At 69.2% G+C, this 16,858-nt stretch carries 14 protein-coding genes and 1 pseudogene; 9 read left to right on the forward strand and 6 right to left on the reverse strand.

The window, feature by feature from the left end; translation table 11 throughout:
* Positions 1–29: 29 nt before the first annotated feature.
* From cutA to BJ964_RS08595, 3 genes are read right to left on the reverse strand one after another with little or no spacing between them, the layout of a single operon-like run.
* The gene (cutA, locus tag BJ964_RS08585; RefSeq protein WP_188120180.1) at positions 30–353 is read right to left on the reverse strand and encodes a divalent-cation tolerance protein CutA; all 324 of its coding nucleotides are present in this window, start codon (positions 351–353) and stop codon (positions 30–32) included.
* Positions 350–1,417: an aspartate-semialdehyde dehydrogenase gene (locus BJ964_RS08590; protein WP_188120181.1), complete on the reverse strand. Its 1,068-nt coding sequence runs from the start codon at positions 1,415–1,417 to the stop codon at positions 350–352. The genes cutA and BJ964_RS08590 overlap by 4 nt, the downstream gene beginning before the upstream one ends.
* Before the next feature lie 8 nt (positions 1,418–1,425).
* Complete coding sequence (locus BJ964_RS08595) at positions 1,426–2,691, reverse strand: aspartate kinase (protein WP_188120182.1); 1,266 nt, start codon at positions 2,689–2,691, stop codon at positions 1,426–1,428.
* A gap of 162 nt (positions 2,692–2,853) precedes the next feature.
* On the opposite strand from BJ964_RS08595, the gene BJ964_RS08600 reads away from it, so the two are divergent.
* The 9 genes and pseudogenes from BJ964_RS08600 to BJ964_RS08640 all read left to right on the forward strand — a co-directional run bounded on the left by BJ964_RS08600 (position 2,854) and on the right by BJ964_RS08640 (position 13,697).
* Entirely contained in the window at positions 2,854–3,618 is a 765-nt protein-coding gene (locus tag BJ964_RS08600; protein ID WP_188120183.1) for a hypothetical protein, read from the forward strand.
* A gap of 190 nt (positions 3,619–3,808) precedes the next feature.
* Complete coding sequence (leuA, locus tag BJ964_RS08605) at positions 3,809–5,530, forward strand: 2-isopropylmalate synthase (protein WP_188120184.1); 1,722 nt, start codon at positions 3,809–3,811, stop codon at positions 5,528–5,530.
* Between the two features lie 61 nt (positions 5,531–5,591).
* On the forward strand, positions 5,592–6,236 hold the full coding sequence (locus BJ964_RS08610; protein ID WP_188120185.1) for an HNH endonuclease family protein: 645 nt from the start codon (positions 5,592–5,594) through the stop codon (positions 6,234–6,236).
* A gap of 16 nt (positions 6,237–6,252) precedes the next feature.
* A pseudogene (locus tag BJ964_RS08615) lies at positions 6,253–6,495 on the forward strand (hypothetical protein); the annotation flags it as partial.
* A gap of 97 nt (positions 6,496–6,592) precedes the next feature.
* Positions 6,593–7,699 carry a calcium-binding protein gene (locus BJ964_RS08620; protein WP_188120187.1) on the forward strand — a complete coding sequence of 369 codons (1,107 nt, stop codon included), beginning with the start codon at positions 6,593–6,595 and terminating at the stop codon, positions 7,697–7,699.
* Positions 7,700–7,862: 163 nt separating this feature from the next.
* Positions 7,863–9,242, forward strand: a complete 1,380-nt coding sequence (locus tag BJ964_RS08625; RefSeq protein ID WP_188120188.1) for a calcium-binding protein — start codon at positions 7,863–7,865, stop codon at positions 9,240–9,242.
* Positions 9,243–9,277: 35 nt separating this feature from the next.
* A complete protein-coding gene (locus BJ964_RS08630) occupies positions 9,278–10,837 on the forward strand; it encodes a beta-N-acetylhexosaminidase (protein WP_229806974.1) in 1,560 nt (519 codons plus the stop codon).
* A gap of 34 nt (positions 10,838–10,871) precedes the next feature.
* Complete coding sequence (locus BJ964_RS08635; RefSeq protein ID WP_188120190.1) at positions 10,872–12,263, forward strand: calcium-binding protein; 1,392 nt, start codon at positions 10,872–10,874, stop codon at positions 12,261–12,263.
* Positions 12,264–12,293: 30 nt separating this feature from the next.
* On the forward strand, positions 12,294–13,697 hold the full coding sequence (locus tag BJ964_RS08640; RefSeq protein WP_188120191.1) for a calcium-binding protein: 1,404 nt from the start codon (positions 12,294–12,296) through the stop codon (positions 13,695–13,697).
* 56 nt (positions 13,698–13,753) lie between these two features.
* Here the strand turns inward: BJ964_RS08640 and BJ964_RS08645 are convergent, their stop codons facing one another.
* Genes BJ964_RS08645 through BJ964_RS08655 form a run of 3 tightly spaced genes read right to left on the reverse strand, consistent with a single transcriptional unit; the run spans position 13,754 to position 16,847 of the window.
* A complete protein-coding gene (locus BJ964_RS08645) occupies positions 13,754–14,794 on the reverse strand; it encodes an ABC transporter ATP-binding protein (protein ID WP_188120192.1) in 1,041 nt (346 codons plus the stop codon).
* Between the two features lie 2 nt (positions 14,795–14,796).
* On the reverse strand, positions 14,797–15,834 hold the full coding sequence (locus BJ964_RS08650; RefSeq protein ID WP_188120193.1) for an ABC transporter ATP-binding protein: 1,038 nt from the start codon (positions 15,832–15,834) through the stop codon (positions 14,797–14,799).
* Complete coding sequence (locus BJ964_RS08655) at positions 15,834–16,847, reverse strand: ABC transporter permease (protein ID WP_188120194.1); 1,014 nt, start codon at positions 16,845–16,847, stop codon at positions 15,834–15,836. The genes BJ964_RS08650 and BJ964_RS08655 overlap by 1 nt, the downstream gene beginning before the upstream one ends.
* Positions 16,848–16,858: the final 11 nt, after the last annotated feature.

Here is a 16,858-nt window from a genome sequence, read left to right on the forward strand (position 1 = left end):
TCGCGGCTTTGTGCGTACAGGAAAATGGGTTAAGGGGTTTGGGTTTCTGAATTGACCCAGGCGATGTAGGCGGGGTTGGCAGCCGACACCGGTAGCGCGATGACGCACGGGACGTCGTAGGGGTGTTCGGCGTCGGCGCGTTCGACGATCTGGGGGACCAGGTCGAGGCGGGTGTGCAGGGCCACCCGGGCTTCGGGATCGTCCTGGATGGAGCCGTCCCAGCGGTACAGGGAGCGGATCGCGGTGATCTGCTGACCGCAGGCGGCCAGGCGGTCCTCGATCAGGCGGCGGGTGAAGGCGGCCAGCCACTCCGGGTCGGCGGCCGTGATGATCACCTCGCAGATGCCGGTCATGCGGGGGCGCCCTTGGCCAGTTCGGCGGCGATGAGTTCGGCGATCTGGACGGTGTTGAGGGCGGCGCCTTTGCGCATGTTGTCGCCGGTGATGAAGAACGACAGGGCGCGGGGATCGTCCATCGCCCGGCGGATGCGGCCCACCCAGGACGGGTCGGTGCCGACCGCGTCGATCGGCATCGGGAACTCGCCGGCCTCCGGATCGTCGACCAGGATGACGCCGGGGGCGTTGCGCAGGACCTGACGGGCGCCGTCCGCGGTCACCTCGGCGGCGAAGACGGCGTGCACGGCGATCGAGTGGCCGGTGACGACCGGGACCCGGACGCACGTGGCGGAGACCTTGAGCGCCGGCAGGCTGAGGATCTTGCGGGACTCGTTGCGGAGTTTCAGCTCCTCGGAGGACCAGCCCAGGTCGGCCAGTTCACCGGACCAGGGCACCACGTTGAGCGCCAGCGGGGCCGGGAACGGGCCCAGATCATCGCCGACGGCCTGCCGGACGTTGCCGGGGCGGCCGCCGAGGAGCCGGTCACCGGCCACCTTGGTGAGCTGGTCGTGGAGGGTGTCGACGCCGGCCTGGCCGGCCCCGGAGGCCGCCTGGTAGGACGCCAGGACGAGTTCGCGGAGCCCGTACTCGTCGTGCAGCGGCGACACCGCGATGATCATCGCGGCGACCGTGCAGTTGGCGCTGGACACGATGCCGACCGGGCGGTCGTGGACCGCCTCGCGGTTGACCTCGGGCACGACGAGCGGCACGTCCGGGCGCATCCGGAAGGCGGACGAATTGTCCACCACGGTCGCGCCCCGGGAGACCGCGATCGGCGCCCAGTGCTCGGACACCGCGTCGGGGACGTCGAACATCGCCACGTCGACGCCGTCGAACGCCTCGGCGGTCAGCTCGCGGACGTCGAGGCGTTCGCCGCGGCAGGTCAGTGTCTTGCCGGCGGACCGCGCCGACGCGATGAGCCGGATCTCGCCCCAGACGTTGCGCCGGGACGAGAGCAGCTCCAGCATGACGGACCCGACGGAGCCGGTGGCTCCGACGACGGCGAGCGTGGGCTGCGCCATCGCCCGGGTTACCGGCCGGTACCGCCGTAGACGACGGCTTCCTCGTTACTGCCGAGCTCGAACGCGGCGTGCACGGCACGCACCGCGGTGTCGAGGTCGGTGTCCCGGCAGACGACCGAGACCCGGATCTCCGAAGTGGAGATCATCTCGATGTTGACGCCGGCGGCGCCGATGGTGGCGAAGAACTCGGCGGCGACACCCGGGTGCGAGCGCATGCCGGCGCCGACCAGCGAGACCTTGCCGATGTGGTCGTCGAAGAGCAGGCCCTTGAACTTGACCTGGTCCTTGATCTTGTCGAGCGCGTTCATCGCGGTCTGGCCGTCGGCCTTCGGCAGGGTGAACGAGATGTCGGTGCGGCCGGTGCCCTCGGTCGACACGTTCTGCACGATCATGTCGATGTTGATCTCGGCCTTGGCGACCGTCTCGAAGATGCGGCCGGCGGCGCCGGGCTCGTCGGGCACGCCGACGATCGTGATCTTCGCGTCGCTGCGCTCGTGCGCGACCCCGGTGATCAGTGCGTTCTCCACGTCAGGGTCCTCCATCGAGCCGGTGACGAGCGTGCCTTCTTTGTTCGAGTACGAAGAGCGTACGTGGATCGGCACGCTGAACCGGCGCGCGTACTCCACGCATCGCAACATCAGCACCTTCGCGCCGCCCGCCGCGAGGTCGAGCATCTCCTCGTACGTGATCTTCTTGATGTGCTTGGCGTCCGGCACGATCCGCGGGTCCGCGGTGAAGACGCCGTCCACGTCGGTGTAGATCTCGCAGACGTCGGCGTGCAGCGCCGCGGCCAGCGCGACGGCCGTGGTGTCCGAGCCGCCGCGGCCGAGGGTGGTGATGTCCTTGGTGTCCTGGGAGACGCCCTGGAAGCCGGCGACGATGGCGATGGCGCCCTCGTCCAGCGCGGTCCGCAGGCGGCCCGGGGTGACGTCGATGATCCGCGCCTTGCCGTGCACCGAGGTGGTCAGCACGCCGGCCTGGGAGCCGGTGTAGGACCGCGCCTCGTAGCCCAGGTTGTGGATCGCCATGGCGAGCAGCGCCATCGAGATCCGCTCGCCGGCGGTGAGCAGCATGTCGAGTTCGCGGCCGGGTGGCAGCGGGCTGACCTGGTTGGCGAGATCGAGCAGCTCGTCGGTGGTGTCACCCATCGCCGAGACCACGACGACCACGTCGTCGCCGGCTTTCCGGGCGGCCACGATGCGCTCGGCCACCCGCTTGATGCGCTCGGCGTTCGCTACCGACGAACCACCGTACTTCTGCACCACTAGAGCCACGGCGAAACCATTCCTTCGGCTAAACGGATCGTCACCACCCTAGCCGCGCGACTCGTACGCCTCGACATGCGATCCCAGAATCCGGCCAGGTTGGCGCGACACGCCGGGGGCGCTGGGCCGCCGTACCGGGGGCATCGCACGGTATGGGGCGAGAATGTCGCGATGCGCCTTCCCTCCGCGTTCACCGTCGCCGTGCTGGTGTTCGGCCTGGCCGGCTGCGGTGGTGAGAGTGCCCCCGAAGCGGTTCCCGAGACCGCCGCGTCGGTCGCCGACCCGGAGCCCGAGGCCCGGGATCAGCTGGCCGGACTGGCCGCGCTGGCCCTGGACCGCCGGTACGCCGCGCTGTACACGTTCGACGTCGGTGACGGCAGCCCACGGGACGTGGTCGCCTCGGTCGCCGACGACGGCACCTGGCGGGTGGACATCCCGCTCGGCGCGCTCGGCGGGACGGCCGGCGTCACGATCATCAAGGTGGCGGCCGGCGTCTACCAGTGCGGTCTGACCACGTCGACGCAGCCGGTGAGCCCCACCTGCATCCGGGTGGCCGAGCGCGGTGACAAGGTGCCACGCCGGTACGACCCGAAGGTGCAGCGCCTGTTCCGGCAGTGGCTGACCGTCTTCACCGACCGGAAGGCGCCGCTGGCGGTCTCCGCGGTGCGACCGCTGGCCGGAGCGCAGGGCGGCACCTGCTATGCCGTCGACTCGGTGAGCGCCGCCCTGGACCCGCCGGTGGACGTCGGCATCTATTGCTATTCGGCGGACGGGCTGCTGACCGCGGCCCGGGTCGAGTACGGCGTGCTCAAGCTGGTCCGTCAGGTCGCCGGGCCGCCCACCCTTCAGCTGCCCGGCCCGGAGGTGGCCGGTGAGCCGATGGGTATGAGCAGCCCGCCGCCGGTGGTGCAGCCGAGTGGCCTGACCCCGTCCTGACCGTTGCCCTTCCCACGATCCGGGCGTTCGGATAGCCGTCTGCAAACGCTTGACGTAACGTGGCTGGCGACATGTGGCAGGTGAACCTTCTCCTTCGCTGCCGCGACGAGGCCCCATCCCAGGTCGGCACCTCGTCGCGGAGGTGACGCACGCCGCCTGCTCGTCTTCTTCCTGACTGGAGCAGTCCCACATGTCCGTCTACGGCCCTCAGCAGCCCAGCCCGATGCCGTTCCAGCGCTACGAGGCGTACCAGAAACAGTTCTCCATCGCCCTGCCCGACCGGCAGTGGCCGAGCCGTGTCACCGAGAAGGCGCCGCGCTGGTGTGCGGTCGACCTGCGGGACGGCAACCAGGCACTGATCGACCCGATGTCGCCCGAGCGCAAGCGGCGGATGTTCATGCTGCTGGTGAAGATGGGCTACAAGGAGATCGAGGTCGGTTTCCCGGCGGCCAGCCAGACCGACTTCGACTTCGTCCGCCAGCTGATCGAGCAGGACCTGATCCCGGACGACGTCACCATCCAGGTGCTGGTGCAGTGCCGCGAGCACCTGATCGACCGCACCTTCGAGTCGATCCGCGGCGCCAAGCGCGCCATCGTGCACTTCTACAACTCGACCTCGGTGCTGCAGCGCCGGGTGGTCTTCGGCCTGGACCGGGACGGGATCACCGACATCGCGACGCAGGGCGCGCGGCTCTGCCAGAAGTACGCGGAGATCCACACCCCGGACACCGAGATCTTCTACGAGTACTCGCCCGAGTCGTACACCGGCACCGAGCTGGAGTACGCGCTGGAGATCTGCTCGGCCGTGATCGACGTGATCGACCCGACCCCGGCCCGGCCGCTGATCATCAACCTGCCGGCGACGGTCGAGATGGCCACGCCGAACGTGTACGCCGACTCGATCGAGTGGATGCACCGCAACCTGCCCCGGCGTGACAGCGTCATCCTGAGCCTGCACCCGCACAACGACCGGGGCACCGCGGTCGCGGCCGCCGAGCTGGGTCTGCTGGCCGGCGCCGACCGGATCGAGGGCTGCCTGTTCGGCAACGGCGAGCGCACCGGCAACGTCGACCTGGTCACCCTGGGGCTGAACCTGTTCTCGCAGGGCATCGACCCGCAGATCGACTTCTCGAACATCGACGAGATCAAGCGCACCGTGGAGTACTGCAACCAGCTGCCGGTGCACGAGCGTCACCCGTACGCGGGGGATCTGGTCTACACCGCCTTCTCCGGCTCGCACCAGGACGCGATCAAGAAGGGCTTCTCCGCACTGGAGGCCGACGCCACCGACGCCGGCACCCCGATCGACGACTTCACGTGGGGCGTGCCGTACCTGCCGATCGACCCGAAGGACGTGGGCCGCACCTACGAGGCGGTCATCCGGGTCAACTCGCAGTCCGGCAAGGGCGGCGTGGCGTACATCATGAAGGAGGAGCACAAGCTGGATCTGCCGCGGCGGCTGCAGATCGAGTTCTCCGGCGTGGTGCAGCAGCACACCGATGCCGACGGCGGCGAGGTCTCCCCGCAGCAGATGTGGGACTACTTCGCCAGGGAGTACCTGGTCGACCACCAGACCGACCCGACGATCCGGGTGGCCGGCTACAGCACGGCGACGGTGGACGGCAAGGTCGAGATCGACGCCCAGGTGGCGCTGGGCCCCGAGCGCCGGTCGCTGACCGGCGTCGGCAACGGCCCGATCGACGCGTTCGTGCAGGCCATCGCCCCGCTGGGGATCAAGGCCCGGGTGCTGGACTACAACGAGCACGCGCTGACCTCGGGCGGCGACGCGCAGGCCGCGGCGTACGTCGAGTGCGAGGTGGGTGACGTGACCGTGTGGGGTGTCGGCATCGACGCCAACATCGTGAGCGCGTCCATCAAAGCGGTGACCAGCGCGGTCAACCGCGCGAGCTGAGGTTCACTCCCCCGCGTGCGGCGATCTGCGGCGCGCGGGGGTCACCCTTACCCTGGGGTACGTGCCCCCGAGTAACGCCTTTCGATGGTTTCCCCTCGTCCTGACCGCCGCCCTGCTGACCGGCTGCACGGTGGTCGAGTCCTCCCCCGGCAGCACCGCGCCCGTCCCCGAGTCCGGGGAGGTGGGCCAGTCCGCTGATCTGCTGTCCGAATTGACCGTCGCCGCGCCCCAGTCGATGAAGGGCTACAGCCGGGACAGGTTCCCGCACTGGCGCAGTGCCGGCAAGAACTGCGACGTCCGGGACACCGTGCTGGAACGCGACGGCGACAAGGTCAAGCTCTCCGGCTGCAACGTCGTGGCCGGCACCTGGACCAGCCTGTACGACGGCGTGGTGCTGACCTCGCCCACCAAGGTGGACATCGACCACATGGTCCCGCTCGCCAACGCCTGGCGCTCCGGGGCCGACAGCTGGACCGACGACGAACGCGGCGACTTCGCCAACGATCTGGACCGCCCGCAGCTGCTCGCGGTGTCCGCCTCGTCCAACCGGTCGAAGGGCGACCAGGACCCGTCGACCTGGAAGCCGGCCGAGAAGAGCAGCTGGTGCACGTACGCTCAGGACTGGATCGAAGTGAAGTCCTTCTGGAAACTGACCGTCACGGAGAAGGAGAAGGACTCTCTCAACGAGATGCTGGGGACCTGCTGACATGGCCGACGAGCAGAGCCGAACCACCGACATCGTGCCCGGCCCGGGCGGGGTGATGACTGACGAGGTCGGGGTGGTGACCGGTGACCTGACCCTGCGCACCGAGCTCGCCGACGGTCAGGTCACCGTGCGCGTGCAGTACAAGGACGCCGACGAGTGGTACACGGTCACCGGCGGCCGTGCCGCGCTCGCCGACGCCGCCGACCTGGACGCCGTGCACACCGTCGCGGTCGGCCTGCTTCATCGTCCGGAGGGTTGACCACGGTCGACGTGGGCGTTACACAGTCGTAACCGACTACCGCGAACCAATCTCGCGGAAAGTGGATCGCACCTATCGACCGCACGGACCCACGGGGATGAAAGGCACCATCATGCAGCTGTTCCGCATCGGTATGACGCTTCTGGCCGGCATCGGCGTCGGGGTGCTCGCCGCACCGGTGGCGGCGCAGGCCGCTTCGACCGGTGTCGCGTCGACGATCGGCACCACCGTCGAGTACAAGGCGGCCTCCGGCAAGGCCAACCGGGTGGTCATCACCACGACCGACCGGGCCGTCGTCATCGACGACAAGTACCCGATCAAGGCCGGCACCGGCTGCAAGCCGGTCAAGGGCGACAAGACCAAGGTCACCTGTGTCACCGACGTGGTGGCAGCGCGGGTCCGGGTCTTCACGTACGACAAGGACGACCGGATCACCAACCGCACCGTGCTGCGCCTGGTCGCCTGGGCCGGCTCCGGCGCGGACACCGTCTACGGCGGCGCCTCCGGCGACTACCTGTACGGCCAGTCCGGCAAGGACGTGCTCGCCGGCGGCGGCGGCAACGACCGGATCTCCGGCGGCACCGCGGACGACAAGCTCTACGGCGGCGTCGGCCACGACTTCATCAGCGGAGACACCGGCCACGACTACCTCGACGGCGGCTCCGAAAACGACCACCTGATCGGGTTCAACGGCAAGGACGAGGTGTACGGCGGACGCGGCGACGACCTCATCGACATGCACAACACCAAGATCAGTGGCGACCGGGACAAGGTCTCCGGCGGTCCGGGCCGGGACACCGTCAGCTACCAGAGCTACCGCAGCATGGTCGTCGTCAACCTCCACGCGACCGCCAGCAGCGGCGGGAGCAACGGGTGGGAGCAGGACACCCTGGCCGACGACTTCGAGGTCGCCTACGGCGGCGAGGGCGACGACCGGCTCTACGGCTACGACGGGGCTCAGACCCTGGTGGGCTGGGACGGCAACGACCAGATCTCCGGTGGCGCCGGCAGCGACGTGCTGCTGGGTGGCGCGGGCCAGGACAAGCTCTACGGCAACGGCGGCGACGACCGCCTGGACGGCGCCGACGGCGCCAACAGCACCAACACCGAGGCCGACCTGCTCAACGGCGGCATGGAGAGCACCTCGGCCGGGGACCTGTGCATCGCGTACACCAATGACGTGAAGCAGTACTGCGAGCGTTGATCCAACAGCCCGGTCCTATCTCGACACGGGTTGGTCATCCTTTCGTGCCACGTTGAGCACCTACGGTTCGCGCCGGACGCGGTAGGCGGTGGGCTTCCATCGCTTACCGCGGATCAAACGGATCCTGCGCAATCGATGAAGTTCTCGGTACGGGGGAGAAAACATGTCTCGTCTCACCTGGGCGGTCAGAGCCGGCGCGGCTCTGCTCGGCACCACCGCCACGATCGCGATGGGCGCCGGCCCGGCCCAGGCCGCCTCGACCGGCGTGGCCTCGGTGTCCGGCTCCAAGCTCGTCTTCCAGGCCGGCAGCGGCCTCGCCAACCAGGTGCTGGTGACCGAGTCCGGTGGCACGGTGACCATCGACGACAAGCACAAGATCAAGGCGGGCAAGGGCTGCGCGGCGGTCGCCGGTGACAGGACCAAGGTGACCTGCACCGGCGCCAAGTACGCGAGCATCCGCCTGGGCAGCAAGAACGACATCATGGTGAACAAGAGCGGCCTGATCGTGTACGCGTTCGGCTCCACCGGCAACGACTACTTCCTCGGCGGCGCCGGCAAGGACTACCTGCACGGCGGCTCGGGCAACGACACCATCTTCGGCGCGGACGGCAACGACTGGCTGTACGGCGAGAGCGGCCACGACAACATCAACGGCGGTGACGGCGCCGACCGGCTGGACGACGGCAGCGGCAACGACCGCTCCAACGGCGGCTCGGGCAACGACACGCTGCTGGAGAGCGCCGGTAAGGACAAGCTCTACGGCTCGGCCGGCGACGACCACCTGTCCGCGAGCGGCCGCACCGAGGCCGACTACTTCAGCGGCGGTGACGGCGCCGACGTGGTCGACTACTTCGGCGCGAAGAAGCCGGTCACCGCGGACGCCGACGGGGTCAGGGGCGACGACGGCATCAAGGGCGGCAAGGACACCATCTCCTCCGACGTCGAGAACCTGTCCGGCGGCTCCGGCAACGACACCCTCATCGGCAACGCCGGCGCGAACGTCCTGCGGGGTGGCGGCGGCAACGACCGCCTCTACGGGCAGGGCGGCGACGACGCGCTCGTCGGCGACAGCGGGCACGACCTGCTGAACGGCGGCGCCGGCAACGACACCCTCACCGGTGACGACTCGGTGCACCACGACACCGAGAAGCTCTACGGCGACGTGCTGCTCGGCGGCCCCGGCGTGGACCTGGCCAACTACCACGGCTACTGGGAGCCGATCACCGTCGACCTGGACGGCCAGTCCGGCGACGACGGCGTCAAGGGTGAGCACGACTCGGTCGGCGCCGACGTCGAGAACCTGACCGGTGGCTGGGGCTCGGACACGCTGATCGGCAACGCCGCGAACAACGTCATCATCGGCGGCGACGACAGTGCCGACAAGATCCAGGGTGGCGCGGGCGACGACCGGCTCATCGCCGGCAGCGAGCCGGGCACCGCGGCCGACGGCGGCCGGGACGCCCTCGACGGCGGCACGCACGTCTCCGGTGACGCGTGCAGCTTCAACGCGGACGAGGACACCGCGGTCAACTGCGAGAGCTGAGACGGGGCTGGTGATCGATGGGTACGGTCGGGCGGGTGCGTCTCACCCGTCTGGCCGTCGCCCTCGTGACGGCTCTGCCCCTGGTCACCGCCACCGCCTCGGCGAGCCGGTCGCCGGAGCGCCCGGCGATCGCCCTGACCGACGTGCTTCCCGCGGTCGCCGAGGCGAACCCGGCCCCCGGCGACGGCTTCCGGCTCACCTCCGGCACCGTGATCACCGCGTCCGGCGCCGCGCTGCCGGTGGCCGGGCAGCTCGCGGAGGCTCTCCGGCCGGGCACCGGCTTCCCGCTGCCGGTGGTGGCGGACGGCGGGGCGCGGGCGATCGCCCTGGTGCTGGAACCGGGCCATCCGGACGAGGGTTACCGCCTCGACATCGGTCCGGCCGGCGTCGCATTGCGGGCGACCGGGCCGGCCGGGCTGTTCGCCGGGGTGCAGACCCTGCGCCAGCTGCTGCCGCCGGAGATCGAGTCGACGTCACCGCAGCGGCGCCGCTGGGTTCTTCCCGGCGGCACGATCATGGACCGGCCGAGGTACGCGTACCGCGGCGCCATGCTCGACCTGGCCCGCCACTTCCACGAGCCGGCCGAGATCCGCCGCTACATCGACCAGCTCGGCCGCTTCAAGATCAATCACCTGCACCTGCACCTGAGCGACGACCAGGGCTGGCGCATCCGGATCGACAGCTGGCCGAGGCTCACCGAGGTGGGCGGGGCGCCCGGGACCGGCGTGGGCGGCGACGGCGGCGGTTTCCTCACCAAGGACGACTACCGGCAGCTGGTCCGGTACGCCGCCGACCGGTTCGTCACGATCGTCCCCGAGATCGACATGCCGGGCCACGTGAACGCCGCACAGGTCGCCTACCCCGAGCTCACCTGCGACGGGGTGGCGCCGCGACCGCGGACCGACATGCGGGTCGGGTACAGCTCCCTCTGCGTCTCCGCCGACGTCACCTACCGGTTCGCCGAGGACGTCATCCGTGAGCTGGCCGAGATGACACCCGGGCCGTACCTGCACATCGGTGGCGACGAGGCGATGTCGACGCCGCACGGCAGCTACCTGACCTTTCAGAAACGGGTGCTGCCGCTGGTCCGGAAATACGGGAAGATCCCGTACGGCTGGCACGAGATCGCCCAGTCCCCGTCCGCGGCCGGCGCGGTGATCCAGTTCTGGGGCCGGGAGCGGAGCAGCCCCTCGGTGGCGACCGCCGTGGCCGCCGGCGCCCGGGTCGTCCTCTCCCCGGCGAACCGCTCCTATCTCGACATGAAGTACGACATGCTCACGCCGGGCGGGCTGGCGTGGGCCGGGTACATCGAGGTGCGGACCGCGTACGACTGGGATCCGGCCCGCCTGCTGTCCGACGTACCGGAAAGCGCGGTTCTCGGGGTGGAGGCCCCGCTCTGGTCCGAGACCCTCCGGGATTCCACCGACATCGATTTCCTTGCCTTCCCGCGTCTCGTGGCGATCGCCGAACTGGGCTGGTCACCGCGCTCGGCACACGACTGGTCATCCTTTCGTGCCAGGTTGGGCGCCTACGGTCCACGCTGGATCCGCGACGGGGTGGGATTCCACCGCTCACCGCAGATCAACTGGTCCTGAGCAATCGATGAATTTCTCGGTACGGGGGAGAAACATGTCTCGACTCATGTGGGCGGCCAGAGCCGGCGTGGCCCTGCTCGGCACCACCGCCACGATCGCGATGGGCGCCGGTCCCGCCCAGGCTTCCTCCACCAGCGTGGCCCGGGTGGACGCCTCCAACATCTATTTCAAGGCCGGCAGCGGCCTCGCCAACCGGGTGGTGGTGACCATGGCCCCCGAGGGCAAGGACTGGGTGATCATCGACGACAAGTACGAGATCAAGGCGGGCAACGAGTGCGTGGCGATCAAGGGCGACAAGACCAAGGTGACCTGCCACGTCATGCAGAACGCGAACTTCTACCTGGGCGACAGGAACGACACCCTGGAGAATCGGACCGGCGTCGCCCTGTACGCGTACGGCTCCTCCGGCAACGACTCGATCACCGGTGGCTCCGGACAGGATCACCTGTACGGCGGCTCGGGCAACGACACCATCTCCGGCGCGGACCGAGACGATTACCTGTACGGCGAGAGCGGCAACGACCGCCTCAACGGCGGTGACGGCGACGACCGGCTGTACGACGGCAGCGGCAACGACCGCTCCAACGGCGGCGCCGGCAACGACACGCTGCTGGAGGGCCCCGGCAAGGACCGCCTCTACGGCTCGGCCGACACCGACACGCTGCTCGCGAGCGGCCGTACCGAGGCCGACTACTTCAGCGGCGGCGCCGGCGACAACGACACGATCGACTACTCCCGCACGACAAAGGCGGTCACCGCGGACGCCGACGGGGTCAAGGGCGACGACGGCATCAAGGGCGGCAACGACACCATCGCCACCGACGTCGAGAACCTCAAGGGCGGCTCCGGCAACGACACCCTCATCGGGACCGCCGGCAAGAACTGGCTGATGGGTAACGGCGGCAACGACCGCATCTACGGGCGGGGCGGCGACGACTGGCTCCGAGGCGGCACCGGGAACGACCTGCTGAACGGCGGCGCCGGCAATGATCAACTTCGGGGCGACGGCGAGGTGGGGTACGCCACCGAGAAGCCCTACAGCGACGTGCTGATCGGCGGCCCCGGCGTGGACGAGGCCGACTACTACAACTACAGCACCCAGCCGATCGCCGTCGACCTGGACGGCCAGTCCGGCGACGACGGCCGCAAGGGCGAGCACGACTCGGTCGGCGCCGACGTCGAGAACCTGACCGGCGGCCGCGGCTCGGACATCCTGATCGGCAACGCCGCGAACAACGTCATCAGCGGCGGATGGGGGGGTGTCGACACGATCCAGGGCGGCGCGGGCGACGACCAGCTCATCGCCAACACCGATACGCCGTACGGCGACGGCGACCGGGACACCCTCGACGGCGGCACGCACGTCTCCGGTGACGCGTGCTTCTACGGCGTGGCCGAGGACACCGCGATCAACTGCGAGAGCTAGCAACATTTCGTACGGGGAAGGACCATGCACATGTCTCGTCGCACCTGGCTGACCAGAGCCGGAGTGGCGCTCCTCAGCACCACCGCCGCGGCCGGAGCGTTCGCCGGCCCGGCGCAGGCGGCCTCCACCGGCGTGGCCTATCTCGAATTCGACTCCGACGGGCCCAAGGTGGTCTACACCGCCGGCTCGGGCAAGACCAACGCGGTCGTGGTCAGCGGCAACAGCGGCGTGATCACCATCAACGACCGTGTGACCGTGAAGGCCGGCAAGGGCTGTAGCGCGGTCAAGGGCGACAAGACCAGGGTCCGTTGCACCGACCCGAAGCCGATCGCCAAGGTCCGGGTCGGGCTCGGCTCCGGCAACGACAGTGTCGTCAACAAGTCCGGCCTGCGGTTGCACGCGTGGGGCGGCAGCGGCAACGACCGGCTGACCGGCGGCGCGGCTGGGGACGAGCTCTACGGCAACGCCGGCGCGGACCGGCTCTACGGCCTGGGCGGTGACGACCGGCTGAGTGGCGACGACGGCAACGACGTGATCTACGGAAGCACCGGGAACGACTTCATCGAAGGCGGCAAGGGCAACGACCGCGAGTACGGCGGCGCCGGCAACGACGTCCACGCGCAGGGTAGGGACACCAAGTCGGCCGACGCGGACCTGGTCAACGGCGGTGCCGGTGTCGACGAGGTCTCCTACTTCCACCGCCGGAAGGCGGTCACCGCCGACTCGGACGCCAGTAGGCGCGACGACGGCCGCAAGGGCGAGGGCGACACCCTCACGGGCATCGAGGATTTCACCGGCGGGTGGGGCGACGACCGGCTGACCGGCGACAACGGCCCCAACCTGCTGCAAGGCCAGAACGGCAACGACATCCTGGTCGGCGGGGGCGGCGACGACTGGTTCCGCGACACCTACGGCGGCAACGACAAGTTCTACGGCGGCACGGGAGACGACCGGTTCGACACCGGCGCGGGCGCCGACCTCATGCTGGGCGGCTCCGGCTCGGACACGGTGAACTACACCCACCACTCCGGACCGGTCACCGTCGACCTCGACGGTGTCGCCGATGACGGCGGGGCCGGCGAGCGTGACACCGTCGGCGCGGACGTGGAGCAGATCTTCGGCTCCGCCTACAACGACGTGCTTACCGGCAACGGCGGCGGCAACCTGATCGCGGGCCTCGAGGGTGACGACACGATCCGCGGCGCCGGCGGCAACGACGTCACGGTCGGCGGCGCCGGTCTCGACAAGGTCTACGGCGAGGCCGGCGACGACGCCCTGTCCGGCGGGGATGTCGCGGACGGTAGCGCCGATCTCCTCGACGGCGGCGACAACGCCACCGCGACCGGTGACAACTGCGTCGCCGGCACCCTGGTGAACTGCGAATACTCGCAGCCGTTCAGCGTTCCAGGGCTCAAGGAGTACGGCGAGCTCTGATTGCACATGCACGAAGAAGGCCGCTCCCGGATCGGGAGCGGCCTTCTTCGTACCTCTCAGGCTTTGCCGACCACCGGGCGGCGGCCCGCCACCACCTCGTCGTCGGTCACCGGGAAGTGACAGGCGGTCAGGTGGCCGGACGGGTCGTCGAGCCGCTCGATCAGCGGCGGCTCCTCGGTCGCGCAGATGTCCTGCGCCTTCCAGCAGCGGGTGCGGAACCGGCAGCCGGACGGCGGGTTGATCGGGCTCGGCACGTCGCCGGTGAGCAGCACGCGCTCGCGCTGCGCGCGATCACGGCGGTTGGGGTCCGGCACCGGGACCGCGGACATCAGGGCCACGGTGTACGGGTGACGCGCCCGGCTGTACAGCTCGTCCCGGTCGGCGATCTCGACGATCTTGCCGAGGTACATGACGGCGACCCGGTCGGAGATGTGCTTGACCACCGACAGGTCGTGCGCGATGAAGACGTACGTCAGGTCGAACTCGCTCTGGAGGTCCTCGAGCAGGTTCACGACCTGGGCCTGGATCGACACGTCGAGGGCCGAGACCGGCTCGTCGGCGACGATCATCTTCGGGCGCAGGGCGAGCGTACGGGCGATGCCGATGCGCTGCCGCTGCCCGCCGGAGAACTCGTGCGGGTACCGGTTGTAGTGCTCCGGGTTCAGGCCGACCAGCTTGAGCAGGTCCTGCACGGCCCGCTTGATGCCGTGCTCGGTCTTGACGTTCTGGATCCGGAACGGCGCCCCGACGATCGTGCCCACGGTGTGCCGCGGGTTCAGCGACGAGAACGGGTCCTGGAAGATCATCTGCATGTCGCGCCGGAACGGGCGCAGCTTGCCCTGACCCAGGTGGGTGATGTCCTTGCCCTCGAACTTGACCGACCCGCCGGTCGGCTCGAGGAGCCGGGTGAGCAGCCGGCCGGTGGTCGACTTGCCGCATCCGGACTCGCCGACCAGACCCAGCGTCTCGCCCTTGAAGACCTCGAAGTCGATGCCGTCGACCGCGCGGACGGCGCCGACCTGGCGGCGCATCAGGCCCTTGACGATCGGGAAGTGCTTCTCCAGCCCTTTGACCGCCAGCAGTGGTTCCTGGGTCATGACTAGGCCTCCAGCTTCGGTTTCACTTCTTCCACCCAGAGTCGCTGCCGCTCCTCGGTGGGGAGGTGGCAACGGACCAGGTGGTTGGTGCCGCCGGCCCGGGTGAGCTCCGGCACCACGGTGGTGCCCAGGCCGCCGGTCCGCTCCTCGTACACGCAGCGCGGGCTGAAGGCGCAGCCCTTCGGCAGGTTGATCAGCGAGGGCGGGGAGCCGGCGATCGGCACCAGCCGCTCCTGGACCGGACGGTCCATCCGCGGCATCGAGCCGAGAAGACCCCAGGTGTACGGGTGCTCCGGCTGCTCGAAGATGGTGGTGGCGGAGGCGTACTCGATGCAGCGGCCGCCGTACATGACCAGCACGTCGTCGGCGAGCTCGGCCACCACGCCGAGATCGTGGGTGATCACGATGAGGGCCGAGTTGAACTCCGCCTGGAGATCGTGCATCAGGTCCATGATCTGCGCCTGGACGGTCACGTCCAGGGCCGTGGTGGGCTCGTCGGCGATCAGCAGGTGCGGGTCGTTGACCAGCGCCATCGCGATCATGGCGCGCTGCCGCATACCACCGGAGAACTGGTGCGGGTAGTCGTCCACCCGGCGGTCCGGCTGCGGGATGCCGACCCGGCCCAGCATGTCGACCGCCTGCTTGCGGGCCACCTTCTTGGAGACGTTGTGGTGGACCCGGTACGCCTCCACGATCTGGTGACCGACCGTGTAGTACGGGTGCATCGCGGACAGCGGGTCCTGGAAGATCATCGCCATCTTGTTGCCGCGGAGCTTGCGCACCTCGTCCTGGGCGGCGGAAACGATCTCCTTGCCGTCCAGCCAGATCTCACCGGAGATCTTCGAGTTCCGGTGGTTGTAGATCCCCAGGATGCCCAGGCTGGTCACCGACTTGCCGGAGCCCGACTCGCCCACGATACCGAGGGTCTTGCCGCGCTCCAGCTTGAAGTTCAGCCCGTCGACGCTGCGGACCACGCCGTCGTCGGTGGGGAAGTGAATCTTGAGGTCCTTGACCTCGAGGAAAGCCTGCCCGTCCGGCATCAGCCCAGCCTCACTCTCGGGTCGACGACCGCATAGAGCAGGTCCACGATCAGGTTCGCGACGACCACGAAGAACGCGGCCATCAGGGTCACGCCGAGTACCTTCGGCAGGTCGTTGTTGGTGATCGCGTCGACCGCGTACTTGCCCAGGCCCGGCAGCGAGAACACCTGCTCGGTGAGCACGGCGCCGCCCAGGAGCAGACCGAAGTCGAGACCGAAAATGGTCAGGATCGGGGTGAGCGCGGCGCGCAGGCCGTGCTTGACGTTGACGTCCCGCTCCCGCAGGCCCTTGGCCCGCGCGGTGCGGATGTAGTCCTCACCCATCGTCTCCAGCATGCCGGCACGGGTGAGCCGGGCGTACTGGGCGGAGAACTGCAACGCGAGCACCAGCCACGGCAACAGCAGGGCGTACGCCCATTCGCTGGGGCTCTCGGTGAACGGCGTGTAGCTACCACCCGGCGCCGTCCAGTCCAGCGTGTAGCTGAACACCAGCAGCGACACCATGCCGGTGAAGAAGATCGGCAGCGAGACGCCGGCCAGCGAGAAGGTCATCGCGGCCCGGTCCAGGAAGGAGCCCCGGCGCAGCGCCGACAGCGTGCCGATGGAGAGGCCGAGGAGCAGCCAGAGGATCGCGGCGCCGACGGCCAGTGACAGGGTCACCGGGAGGCGGTCGATCAACTCGGGCCAGACCGGCTGCTTCGTGATGAACGAGTAGCCGAAACACGGGGCCGGGCAGTGCTCGACCGTCGCGCCCAGGTCGTAGTCGGCACCGACGAAGATGGCCTTCACCCAGTGCGCGTACTGCAGCCAGAGCGGGTCGTAGAAGCCCAGCTTCTCGGCGATCAGGTGAACCGTCTCCGGTGTCGCGGCGCGGCCCACGTAGCGGGTCGCCAGCGTTTCCGGAGTCGCCCCGACGAGGCGCGGGATCAGATAGAAGATCCCGAAAGTGGCGGCGCTGATGATGAAGAGCAGCACGACTGCCGCGAAGAGACGCCTGATGATGTATGTGATCACAGAGTCCGGCT

It is taken from the genome of Actinoplanes lobatus (genome assembly GCF_014205215.1).
GTDB classification, from domain to species: Bacteria; Actinomycetota; Actinomycetes; order Mycobacteriales; family Micromonosporaceae; genus Actinoplanes; species Actinoplanes lobatus.